Origin of the sequence: Tardiphaga robiniae, from assembly GCF_013359755.1 — a bacterium.
GTDB lineage: Bacteria > Pseudomonadota > Alphaproteobacteria > Rhizobiales > Xanthobacteraceae > Tardiphaga > Tardiphaga robiniae.
Window position 1 is genome coordinate 243,533 of sequence record NZ_JABMCJ010000090.1, and the last position, 12,194, is coordinate 255,726.

8 protein-coding genes are annotated in these 12,194 nt (G+C 62.6%); 1 reads left to right on the plus strand and 7 read right to left on the minus strand.

Annotated elements, in window-relative coordinates; genetic code table 11:
• Nucleotides 1-63: 63 nt before the first annotated feature.
• From HP556_RS20955 to HP556_RS20985, 7 genes are all read right to left on the minus strand, one after another.
• A complete protein-coding gene (locus HP556_RS20955; protein ID WP_175368403.1) occupies nucleotides 64-2,406 on the minus strand; it encodes a molybdopterin guanine dinucleotide-containing S/N-oxide reductase in 2,343 nt (780 codons plus the stop codon).
• 29 nt (nucleotides 2,407-2,435) lie between these two features.
• Entirely contained in the window at nucleotides 2,436-4,064 is a 1,629-nt protein-coding gene (mdlC, locus tag HP556_RS20960) for a benzoylformate decarboxylase (protein WP_175368404.1), read from the minus strand.
• Between the two features lie 340 nt (nucleotides 4,065-4,404).
• The gene (locus HP556_RS20965) at nucleotides 4,405-5,253 is read right to left on the minus strand and encodes an FAS1-like dehydratase domain-containing protein (RefSeq protein ID WP_175368405.1); all 849 of its coding nucleotides are present in this window, start codon (nucleotides 5,251-5,253) and stop codon (nucleotides 4,405-4,407) included.
• A 25-nt stretch (nucleotides 5,254-5,278) separates the two neighbouring features.
• Nucleotides 5,279-6,373, minus strand: a complete 1,095-nt coding sequence (locus HP556_RS20970) for a CaiB/BaiF CoA transferase family protein (protein ID WP_175368406.1) — start codon at nucleotides 6,371-6,373, stop codon at nucleotides 5,279-5,281.
• Nucleotides 6,374-6,382: 9 nt separating this feature from the next.
• Nucleotides 6,383-7,558 carry an acyl-CoA dehydrogenase family protein gene (locus HP556_RS20975; protein WP_089265293.1) on the minus strand — a complete coding sequence of 392 codons (1,176 nt, stop codon included), beginning with the start codon at nucleotides 7,556-7,558 and terminating at the stop codon, nucleotides 6,383-6,385.
• A 67-nt stretch (nucleotides 7,559-7,625) separates the two neighbouring features.
• Complete coding sequence (locus tag HP556_RS20980) at nucleotides 7,626-8,897, minus strand: cytochrome P450 (protein ID WP_175368407.1); 1,272 nt, start codon at nucleotides 8,895-8,897, stop codon at nucleotides 7,626-7,628.
• Nucleotides 8,898-8,944: 47 nt separating this feature from the next.
• Complete coding sequence (locus HP556_RS20985; RefSeq protein WP_246297843.1) at nucleotides 8,945-10,141, minus strand: cytochrome P450; 1,197 nt, start codon at nucleotides 10,139-10,141, stop codon at nucleotides 8,945-8,947.
• A gap of 259 nt (nucleotides 10,142-10,400) precedes the next feature.
• Between HP556_RS20985 and HP556_RS20990 the strand changes: the two genes are divergently transcribed.
• Nucleotides 10,401-11,573, plus strand: a complete 1,173-nt coding sequence (locus HP556_RS20990) for an isovaleryl-CoA dehydrogenase (protein ID WP_089265707.1) — start codon at nucleotides 10,401-10,403, stop codon at nucleotides 11,571-11,573.
• The last annotated feature ends 621 nt before the right edge of the window (nucleotides 11,574-12,194 follow it).

Below are 12,194 nucleotides of genomic sequence, written 5' to 3' on the forward strand. Positions count from 1 at the left end.
CGGCCCCTCACCCGCCGCGAAGACGCAGCGACCTCTCCCCGCAAAGAGCGGGGAGAGGTAAGATCATTCCGCCGCTTCCAGCTTCGGCGGGCGCGGCCAGATCACCGGGACCGGCGGATCATAGGCCTGGATCGGCGGCAGGTTGCCGGTGAACTTCTCGACATTCACCACCGTGAGCTGGCCGGTGCAGCCCTGCGCCAGGCGCGAGGTGCCGGTGTCCCTTGTCAGCACATTCGGATTGCCGTGCACGCAGAGCGGCTTTTCCTCGTTCGGATCCTCGGGATCGTAATAGGCGCCGGTCGGCAGCTGCACAACGCCGGCCATCACGTCTTCGGTGACCACCACCGAGGCGAGACACGAACCGCGTTGATTGAACAGCCTGATGATGTCGCCGTCCTTGATGCCGCGCGCATCGGCGTCGACCGGATGCATGCGCGCGACCTCGCGGCCGCGGCGCTTTTCTGCCGAACTATGCCCGCCGAAATCGAGCTGGCTGTGCAGGCGCGACGCCGGCTGATTGGCGACAAGCTGCAGCGGGTTGGTCGCATCGACAGTGTCTTCTGGCGTCAGCCAGACCGGATGGCCGGGGCAGTCGTCGTAACCGAAGCTGGCGATGGTATCGGACGTGATCTCGATCTTGCCGCTGGTGGTCGGCAGTGGCGTGCCCTCAGGATCCTCGCGGAATGCGCGCAGCGTGCCGCCATCCAGCGGCAATTGCGGCAGCATGACTTCGCCGGCCGCCCAGAAGGCATCGAAGTCCGGTGCGTCGAGGCCCTTAGCTTTGAGGCCGTCGTAAGTCGGCTGATACAGATGCTTCAGCCATTCACGCGGCGTGCGGCCTTCGGTGAAGGCGTCGGCAGCGCCGAGGCGTTCGGACAAGCCGGTGAAGATCGCGTAGTCGTCGCGCGCGTCGCCGAACGGCTCGGCCATCTGATGCATCGCGACCATCATCGGATCGGTTTGCGAGCTGCCGATGTCCTCGCGCTCCAGGCTCATGGTGCAGGGGAGCACGAAGTCGGCATGGCGTGCCGATGCGGTCCAGGCGAGGTCATGCACCACCAGCGTATCGATCTGCGCGAAGGCCTTGCGCAGGCGGTTGAGGTCCTGATGGTGATGGAATGGATTGCCGCCAGCCCAATAGACCAGCTTGATATCCGGATAGGTCATATGCGCGCCGTTATATTCGAACGGTGCGCCGGGATTGAGCAGCATGTCGCTGACGCGCGCCACCGGGATGAATTCGCTGACGCCGTTCTTGCCCTGCGGCAGGCCGGCGATCGGCACGGCATTCTGGCGGCGTCCGTAATTGGCGATGGCGCCGAGCGCATAGCCGAAGCCGCCGCCGGGCAGGCCCGATTGTCCGAACATCGCCGACAGCACCGAAGCCATCCAGACCGGCTGTTCGCCATGCTTCGCGCGCTGCAGTGAATGCGCAACAACAAAGAGCGCACGCTTGCCGGGCAGGCGACGCGCCAGCGTGAGGATGGCGTCGGCAGTGAGGCCGGTGATCGCAGCGGCCCACGCCGCATCCTTCGGCTGGCCGTCGCTGCGGCCCATCAGATAGTCCTCGAAGATATCCCAGCCATGGGTATGGCTGGCGAGGAACGCGCGGTCATGCGTGCCGTCCATCACGGCGGTGTGCGCGATGCCGAGCATCAGTGCCACATCGGTGCCGGGACGCGCGGCGACCCAGTCCTGGTTCACTTCATCCGGCAGATCGCTCTTCAGCGGCGAGATCAGCACGAGTTCGCCGCCGCGCTTGCTCAGCGCGATCATGTCACGATGTTCGGTGTGCTTGCTGATGCCGCCGCCGGCGACGCGCGAGTTCTTGGTGTTCATGCCGCCGAAGGCGAGAATGATATCGGTGTGCTCGACGATCTCATCCCAGCCGATATTGCGGCGGGTCATGTCTTCGTAGTTGCCGAGGATGTGCGGAATGAGAACCGTCGACGCGCCGGCCGAGTAGCTGTTGACCGAACGCACATAGCCGCCGAGCGCGACATTCAGAAAACGATGGATCTGGCTCTGCGCGTGATGGAAGCGTCCGGCGCTGGACCAGCCATAGGAGCCGCCATAGATCGCCCTGGCGCTGTAGGTGTCCTTGACGCGCTTGAGTTCGCCGGCGAGCAGGTCGAGCACCTCGTCCCATTCCATCTCGACGAATGCGTCGCGGCCGCGACGCTCGTCTGGACCCGGTCCATTTTCGAGCCAGCCACGACGCACCATCGGCTTGGCGATGCGCGCCTTGTGGCGCAGCGCCTCCGGAAAATTCTGGATGATCGGATTCGGATCGGGATCGATCGGATGCGGTGTGATGACGAGCTTGCCGTCGACCCACTGTCCGGAAAAGGCACCCCAGTGGGAGCTGTGCGATTTCTTGGCGTTGTCGTTCGGCTGCTTGGTCATGCCGGCCCTTCCGTTATGATCCCGTCATATCAATGCTTCTGTCCATAAAGCACGGGAACGGCCGAGTCGACGATGACTTCGACAAGGCTGACGCCCGGATGTTGCAGACTGGCCGCGAAAGCGCCCGCAAGTTCCGATGATTTGCTCACACGCACCGCATGCGCGCCCATGCCTTCCGCCAATTTGACGAAATCCAGACCGGGAAGATCCAGCCCGGGAACATTACGCACCTGCATCACCTGGCTGAACGAGCGCATCGCGCCGTAACCGGAATTGTTGATAACCACTACGGTTAAAGGCAATTTACGCTGCGCGGCGGTCCACAGCGCCTGGATCGAATACATCGCCGAGCCATCGCCGATCAGGCAGACGGTGCGCCGATCCGGATAGCCTAGTGCCATGCCGACAGAGGCGGGGAGGGAGTGGCCGAGGCCGCCCGACGACATGGTGTAGAAACTATTGGCGCCGCGCATCGGAAGATACTTCTGCATCGCCGGGCGATGCGACGGCGCTTCTTCCACCAGCATCGCGTCTGCAGGCATGGCCCGCGATAGCGTGTGCAGCAGATAATCTATCGGGATCGGGTCAGCACCCGCGGGCGGTGGCGGCAGGATGCGGCCCTTCGCAACATGTCGCTTGGTGTCTGGTAGCAGATCGAGCAGCAGCTTGAGCGCCGGCTTCATGGTCGCGATGATGCTGGTGCCGATCGGCGCCACGGCCGCCGAGTCCGCATCATCCGTGATCTGGAAGATCGTGGTATCGCCATCGAAGATCGCGGCATGACCTTCGACGTGGAAGGTGAACACCGGCGCGCCGATCACGACGACGAGATCGTGTTCGCGCAGCGCGTCGGAGAGCTGTGCCGGCGACGCATGCAGGAACCCCGCGAATTGCGGATGAAGTTCCGGGAAACTGCAACGTGCCGAGAACGGACTGACCCAGACGGCGGCCTTTGTTTTCTCCGCAAAGCTGACCATGAGATCGACGGCGTTTGCGCGGTCGATGCCGGGGCCGACGATCAATGCAGGGTTCTTGCTTGTGCCGAGTGCGGCGACAAGTTCCTGCATCGCTGTCGGATCTGGCCCGAGCTCGCGGCTGACATGACGCGCCTCGAGAGGTTGGGCCTGATGCGTCCAGTCGTCGATCGGCACCGACACGAAAGTCGGTCCGCAAGGCGGCTGCATCGCCACATAATAGGCGCGGGCGATGGCGGCCGGCACATCCTCCGCGCGCGCGGGCTCGACGCTGTATTTCACATAGGGCCGCGGAAATTCCGACGCGCGTTCCGCATAGAGAAATGCCTGCAGCGGCAGAATGCTGCGCGCCTGCTGGCCGGCGGTGATGACCATCGGCGTTTGGTTGCGATGCGCGGTGTAGATATTGCCCAGCGCATGGCCGACGCCTGCGGCGGAATGCAGATTGACGAAAGCGGCATTGCGCGTTGCCTGCGCATAGCCATCGGCCATGCCGATGACCGAGGCTTCCTGCAGGCCAAGCACGTAATCGATATCGTCGGGCCAGTCGGACAGAAACGGCAGTTCCGTCGAGCCGGGATTGCCAAAGACTTTTTGGATGCCGAAGCCGCGCAACAGATTCAGCGTGGCGTCTTTGACGGTCACGGGAGTACGGGCGGCGGTTGTCTTGCTGTCGCGGGCCAAGGTCGTTTCCTCACGGGATCGGGCAGTTGTCTGCCGTGTGTTGTTGACTCATCAACAGCAGGAGGGGGCCGGGAGTCAATCGGGGAGGTGGGGGCAAAACCGCCCCGACGGAGCGGAGGCGCGCTGTCGCTCCCTCTCCCCGCTCTTGCGCGGGGAGAGGGGTGGGTGAGGGGCGGGGCACATCGCCCGCGAAATTTGCAGGATGCTCGGGTCGAAGAATTGAGCGATCCGAAAGCGGAGTGAGTTGGGCTCTTACAGCGCAATGCCCCTCACCCGCCGCGAAGACGCGGCGACCTCTCCCCGCAATGCGGGGAGAGGTAAGATCAGCGCGCTCCTTCGGCTACCAGCTCGCGGTCGCCTTCATGGTCGGCGCGCCCTTGTCATTGGCGGTCCAGACGTCGAGCCCGTCCGCTGTCTCGTTCGCATTCACCGAAAAATCCGCGCCGTCGAACAGCGGTGACACGCCGCGATAGCTGAATTTCGCCGGCGCCTTGCCGCCCTTCAGCTTGGCGGCGAACTCCACCAGCAGAGCCGCCTGCAGCGGTCCATGAAACACGAGCCCCGGATAGAACTCGACCTTGGTGACATAGTCGCGGTCGTAATGGATGCGGTGACCGTTGAATGTCAGCGCCGAGTAGCGAAACAGCAGCACGGGATCGGCGTAATGCGTCTCCTGATGCTTGGCCGCAGGGACTTCCTTCGGCGCGGGGGCCGGCGGCGCCATGGTCGGCATGTCGCGATAGACGATGTCCTGGCGCTCGCGGATGGCGAGGCCGCGCTTGGTGGTGATCAGGTGTTCGACATTGACGAAGCACAGCGCGCCGGTGGAGCCGGTCTTCAGATTGACGTCGAGGATCTTCGAGGAGCGCGTGACCTCGTCGCCGACAAGCAATGGCTCGATGAACTGCACTTCGCCGCCGGCCCACATACGGCGTGGCAGCGGCACCGGCGGCAGGAAGCCGCCGCGCGCGGGATGGCCATCGCTGCCGAGCTTGTCCATCGCCGCGACCGGCTGCGCCAGGCACCACTGCGTGGTGAAGGGCGCGGCATCACCGGGCTTCGGCGTGCCGATGTCGAGAAACAGCGTCGCGCGCAGACCCTTCACGAGCTGCGCCGTGACCACGTCGGAGGCCTCGTCGGTGCGACCGATCCACTGCTTGAGATGATCGATGTCGAGTTTGTCGGTCACGATGACCTCCGTGTGATCTTGACGTTTACTTCTGCACTTCGCCGATGCCGGGCACGGCGCCGTAGCTGCGCGGCGCATCGACCCACATCGCGGCCGGCGCCGGATACGACACCTCGCCGTTCGGCGTGTTCACGGTGATGCGGCGCAGATGCGGATGATTGGTGAGATCCGCCATGGTGTTCACTTCCGCAAACGCGATGTCGGCATCCGTTAGCCGCTTCAGCAGTTCGTCGCGGCTGAGCGATCCGAAGATGTCGCTGACGGTCTGGTCGGTAAAGGCGCGGTTGCGTACGCGCTCGACGCCGTTGACCAGGCGTGAATCGCTCGCCAGCGCGGCATCGCCGAGCACCTTGGCGCAGAGGATCTTCCATTCGCGCTCGCTCTGGATCGAGATCAGGATGTCCTTGCCGTCCTTGGAGCGAAACACGCCATAGGGCGCAATGGAGGGATGCGCGAGGCCCATGCGCTTCGGCTCGTTGCCGGCTTCGGCATTGAGCAGCGGCACGGTGAGCCAGTCGGCCATTACGTCGAACATGGAGATGCGGATATCGGCGCCTTCGCCCGACACCGAGCGACCGATCAGCGCTTCCAGGATCGCCGCATGAGCGGCCGCGCCGGTGGCGACGTCGACGATGGACACGCCGACGCGCGACGGCCCTTCGGGACCGCCGGTGATCGACGCCAATCCGCTCTCCGCCTGGATCAGCAGGTCATAGGCCTTGCGATGGGCATAGGGGCCGGTGTCGCCATAGCCGGTAATGGTGCAGCAGATCAGCCGCGGATAGTCCTTGCGCAGCCGCTCGCGGGTGAAGCCGAGCTTGTCCATCGACCCGGGCTTGAGGTTCTGGATCAGCACGTCGGCGGTGGCGATCAGCTCTTCCATGGCCTTGCGGCCGTCCGGCGTGGAGAGATCAACGACGACGGAATCCTTGCCGCGGTTGAGCCAGACGAAGTAGCTGCTCTGGCCCTTCGCCGCGGCGTCGTAACCGCGGGCGAAGTCGCCTTCGGGTCGCTCGATCTTGATGACATGTGCGCCGGCATCCGCGAGACGCGAACTGCAGAATGGTGCAGCCACCGCCTGTTCAACGGCGATGACGGTCAGTCCCTTGAGCGGCAGCATGGGTCTATCTCAATATGAGCGCGGCATGCCGAGCACGTGCTCGGCCACGAAGGACAGGATCAGGTTGGTCGAGATCGGCGCCACCTGATACAGACGGGTCTCGCGGAATTTGCGTTCGACGTCGTATTCCTCGGCAAATCCAAAACCGCCATGGGTCTGGATACAGGCATTGGCCGCCTCGAAGGAGGCGTCGGCCGCAAGCATCTTGGCCATATTGGCTTCGGCGCCGCATTCCATGCCGGCTTCGTATTTGCGCAGCGCTTCCTTCACCATCAGCTCGGCCGCGCGCATATTCGCATAGGCCTTGGCGATGGGGAACTGAATGCCCTGGTTCTGGCCGATCGGGCGGCCGAACACCTGACGCTCCTTGGCATAGGCCGACGCCTTGGCGATGAACCACTTGGCATCGCCGACGCATTCGCTGGCGATCAGGATGCGCTCGGCATTCATGCCGGAGAGGATATAGCGGAAGCCCTTGCCCTCTTCGCCGATCAGGTTTTCCGCCGGCACCTTCATGTCGGTGAAGAACACTTCGGTGGTGGCGTGGTTCATCATGGTGCGGATCGGGCGGATCTCGAGGCCGTTCTTCTTGGCCTCCTTCATGTCCACCAGAAACACCGACAGACCATCGGTGCGCTTCGCGGCCTGTTCCTTCGGTGTGGTGCGCGCGAGCAGCACCATCAGGTCGGAATATTCGGCGCGGCTGGTCCAGATCTTCTGGCCGTTGACGATGTAGTCGCCGTTGTCGTCCTTCTTCGCCACCGTCTTCAGCGAGGACGTGTCGGTGCCCGAGGTCGGCTCGGTGACGCCGAAGGCCTGCAGGCGAACTTCGCCACTGGCGATCTTCGGCAGCCACTTGGCCTTCTGCTCGTCATTGCCATGACGCAGCACGGTGCCCATCGTATACATCTGCGCGTGACAGCCGCCGCCGTTGCAACCGGCGCGCTGGATTTCTTCGAGGATCGCCGCCGCGGCCGACAGCTTGAGGCCGGAGCCGCCATATTCCTCGGGGATCAGAACCGACAGGTAGCCGGCTTCGGTCAATGCATCGACGAAAGCCTTCGGATAGGCCATCTCGCGGTCGAGCTTGCGCCAGTATTCACCGGGGAACTGTGCGCACAGTTTGGCAACGGCATCGCGGATATCGTGGAATTCGTCCTGTTCCGCGGGATGGTGTTTCGTCAAGGAATTGAGCTTTTCTTCTTGAGGGGAAAATTATGAATCCTGACCGGCATTACGAAATCCTGCGGTCTCACGTGATCCGAACCGGCAGGGTCTCATAGCCTTTAACGAAGCTCGAATACACGCGCTTGGGTTCCCCCACAACTTCGATGTTCTCGAACCGTTTCAGTATCTCCTCCCAAACGATCCTCAATTGCAACTCCGCCAGGCGCATGCCCACGCAGCGGTGTATGCCAAAACCGAATGACAGGTGAATCTTGGGCCGCGCGCGGTCGATGATAAATTCGTTCGGGCGCTCGATCACCTCCTCGTCGCGGTTGCCCGAGACGTACCACATCACCACTCGGTCGCCCTTTTTGATGGTCTTGCCGCCGAGTTCAGTATCTTGCATGGCGGTACGGCGCATATGCGCCAGCGGCGTCTGCCAGCGGATCACTTCGGGGACCATGGTCTCGATAAGCGACGGATTGTCGCGCAACTTCTGATACTGGTCGGGGTTCTCGTTCAGCGCCAGCACCGAGCCGGTCATGGTGTTGCGGGTGGTATCGTTGCCGCCAACGATGAGCAGGATGATATTGCCCATCAGCGTGTCGGGATCCATGAAGCGTGTGGCGTCGCTATGCGCCATCATGGAAATCAGGTCATTCCGCGGGTCGGAATTCACGCGCTCATTCCAGAGTTTCTGGAAATAGGCGGCGCATTCGTCCATCTCGCGGCGACGCTCTTCCTCCGACGACACGATTCCACTTTTTGGCAGCGCGGTGGACACGTCCGACCAGCGCGTCAGCTTGCGGCGCTCTTCCCACGGAAAGTCGAACAGGGTCGCCAGCATCTGCGTGGTGAGTTCGACAGAGACGCGTTCGACCCAGTCGAATGTCTCGCCGCGCGGCAATCCGTCAAGCACCTTGCAGACGCGCCCACGGATCAGCACTGCCATCTCGTCGAGATGCGTTGGCGTGAACATCGGCGTCACGGTCTTGCGCTGTGCGCTGTGCTTTGGCTCATCCATGGCGATGAAGCTCGGCCAGTCATAGCCTTCCGGCACGTCGCGGATCGCGATGCCGCCATGCTTCACGTCGGACGAGAAGATGCCGTGATTGGTGTCGACATGCATGATGTCGTGATACTTGGTCACCGACCAGTAGGGCTCGATCGGTGCATTGGTGCAGTAATGCACCGGCTCTTCCTTGCGCAGCCGTTCGAAGAACGGCCACAGCGTATCGGTCGCGAACAATTTCGGCGCGCCGGGATGGAAGTCCTTCAGCGGTGTCGAATAGGCGATCTCGCGCGCGACGCGCTGGATCTCGGCTTTGTCAGGATTGATCCTGGCTTGGATATTCATGGCGTCTGCTCTCCAAAAATCGATCTTGAGCTGTTGCGGTCGCGGGTTCAGCCAGCGATCCGCACAGGCAGTGTTTCATAACCCTTCACGAAGCTCGAAAAGACGCGGCGCGGCTCGCCGACGATTTCGATCCTGTCGAAGCGCTTGACGATCTCTTCCCACACAATCTTCAATTGAAGTTCGGCAAGTCTGAGGCCGACGCAGCGGTGGATGCCGAAGCCGAATGACAGATGGCGGTTTGGACGCACGCGGTCGATGATGAATTCGTTGGGGTTTTCGATGACCTCGTCATCGCGATTGCCCGAGACGTACCACATCACGACCTTGTCACCCTTCCTGATCTGCTTGCCGCCGAGCTCGGTGTCCTGCACCGCCGTTCGCCGCATATGTGCGAGCGGCGTCTGCCAGCGGATGATCTCCGGCACCATGCTCTCGATCAGCGCGGGATTGGCGCGCAGCTTGTCATATTCACCGGGGAATTGATTGAGTGCGTAGACGCCGCCAGACATCGAATTGCGCGTGGTGTCGTTGCCGCCGACGATCAGCAGAATGATGTTGCCGAGAAAGCTCTCGGGATCGAGATGCCGCGTGGCCTCGCTATGCGCCATCATCGATATCAGGTCGCTCTTCGGCGGCGCATTGAGTCGCTCCTGAAACAACCGGCCGAAATATTCGCCGCATTCGCGCAGTTCTCTCTGCCGCTCCAGCTCGGCCTCGGGCGTGGGTGGCAACATTGTGGCGACATCCGACCAGTGGGTGAGCTTGCGGCGCTCCTCCCACGGAAAGTCGAACAGGGTTGCCAGCATCTGTGTGGTCAATTCGATCGACACGCGATCGACCCAGTCGAAGGTCTCGTTGCGGGGCAGGGAGTCCAGCACCTCGGCAGTACGGCTGCGGATCAGGCTGGAGAGCTCGTCCATGTGGTGAGGCGCAAACATCGGCGCCACGGTCTTGCGCTGGGCGCTGTGATGCGGCGGATCTGTCGCAATGAACATCGGCCGGCGGAACTGCACACCGGCATCGCGGATGGTGATGCCGCCGAAAGCCGCGGCGGAGGAGTAGGTGGCGTGATTGGTCTCGACCTGCATGATGTCGTTGTACTTGGTCACCGACCAATACGGTCCGAACATGCTGTCCTTGCAGTAGTGGACGGGATCCTCGCGGCGCAGCCGTTCGAAATAGGGCCAGAACGTATCGGTGCGGAACAGTTCGGGATTGCCGGGATCGAACTCATCGAGCGGCATCCCGTAAGCTTGGGCGTGAGCGGCGGCTTGGGCGGATTTGCTGCTGTCGGAATCCTGGACGCGATCGAGCATCGGTTCTCTCCCTGGCATGTCCTCCGTGGTTGGTCCCGGAGGGCTTATTTGGATGAATTACAACCCGTTGCGCGGCCAAGAGCAAGGACCACTTTATGCCTCTTCTCAGCCCGTTCGGCCCGTGACATGGTGATTTCAATCAACAAAACCGGTGCGCTTGCGCGCCGTTCTGACCGGAGGCGACCCTGTGATTGCGAACGCTCAACGGATGTTCAATTTTGATCTCGGCGAAACTGCGGACGCGATTCGCGAGACCGTGCGTGACTTCTCCCAGAACGAGATCGCGCCGCGCGCCGAAGCCATCGACAAGACCAACCAGTTTCCGCTCGATCTCTGGCCCAAGATTGGCGCGCTCGGCCTGCACGGTATCACGGTGGAGGAAGAGTTCGGCGGCGCCGGGCTCGGCTATCTCGAACACGTCATCGCGGTAGAAGAGATTTCGCGCGCCTCGGCGTCGGTGGGCCTGTCCTATGGCGCGCATTCGAACCTCTGCGTCAATCAGTTGCGTCGCAATGGCAACGAGGCGCAGAAGCGCAAATATCTGCCGAAGCTGATCTCGGGCGAACATGTGGGATCCCTCGCGATGTCCGAGCCGGGTTCGGGCTCGGACGTGGTGTCGATGAAGACCCGCGCCGACAAGAAGGGCGACCGCTACGTTCTCAACGGCAACAAGATGTGGATCACCAATGGCCCGGTGGCGCAGACGCTGGTGGTCTATGCCAAGACCGATCCGGCTGCCGGCCCGCGCGGTATCACCGCCTTCATCATCGAAAAGGGCATGAAGGGTTTTTCGACGGCGCAGAAGCTCGACAAGCTGGGCATGCGCGGCTCGGATACCTGCGAACTCGTCTTCGAAGATTGCGAGGTGCCCGAGGAGAACGTGCTCGCCGAGGTCGGTCGCGGCGTCAATGTCCTGATGTCCGGCCTCGATTACGAGCGCGCGGTGCTCGCGGCAGGCCCGCTCGGCATCATGCAGGCCTGTCTCGACGTCGCGCAGCCTTATGTGCACGAGCGCAAACAGTTCGGTGAGCCGATCGGCAACTTCCAGCTCGTGCAGGGCAAGATCGCTGACATGTATGTCGCGCTGAGTTCGGCCCGCGCTTACGTCTATGCAGTCGCGAAAGCCTGCGACCGCGGCGAAACCACCCGCGAGGATGCCGCCGGCGCCATCCTCTACGCATCGGAACGCGCCACGCAATGCGCGCTGGACGCGATCCAGCTGCTCGGCGGCAATGGCTATATCAACGACTATCCCACCGGCCGCCTGCTGCGCGACGCCAAACTGTACGAGATCGGCGCCGGCACCAGCGAGATCAGGCGGATGCTGATCGGGCGGGAGTTGTTCGCGAAGAACGGGTGAGGTTTTCACGCCGTCATTTCGGGACGTGCGCCTTGGCTCGTCATTCCGGGGCAGGACGGACCGCGGAGCGGGCCGGACTGAGCCGAGTTTCCACTGTCATTCCGGGGCGCGCGTCGCCGGCGAAGCCGGCAGAGCGCGAACCCGGAATCCCGAAGTGTTCAGCGAAAAACATGTCGAGATTCCGGGTTCACGTGCGCGAAGACGCGCCCGCGCCCCGGAATGACAGTGTGGGGCGGGAAGACAGCGCCCAAACATTTATTCCTATATCCCGTTGACAATGTTTCCGTCAGGTTTATATTCCCCTCCGTCCTGCCCCATCGAGAGGGGCGATCGCGATCGTCACGTTCGCGGGGTGGGATGCGGTGGACGCCGGAGATGCGGCGTCACGCGGTTCATGGGGGAATGTCTGTCTTCGGGCAGGACGGATCTGCGCCAGCACTGCCACTGGCAAGGAGACGGCCGACCTTGGGATGGAAAGACTCCCTGGACAGTGTGACGGACGACCAAGTCAAAACGCGTTCGGCCTAGTCGCTTGAGGCTCCCTTCCCATCGCCTTGGGACTTTAATTCGCGATCGGAGCGTTCGTCGAGGCAAAGTGCAAGCAACCGAAAAAACACCGCA

Coding starts and splice junctions, on each gene's coding strand:
- HP556_RS20980 (WP_175368407.1), bottom strand. CDS start 8,897: ATGAATATCCAAGCCAGGATCAATCCTGACAAAGCCGAGATCCAGCGC.
- HP556_RS20955 (WP_175368403.1), bottom strand. CDS start 2,406: ATGACCAAGCAGCCGAACGACAACGCCAAGAAATCGCACAGCTCCCAC.
- HP556_RS20985 (WP_246297843.1), bottom strand. CDS start 10,141: ATGCCGCTCGATGAGTTCGATCCCGGCAATCCCGAACTGTTCCGCACC.
- HP556_RS20970 (WP_175368406.1), bottom strand. CDS start 6,373: ATGCTGCCGCTCAAGGGACTGACCGTCATCGCCGTTGAACAGGCGGTG.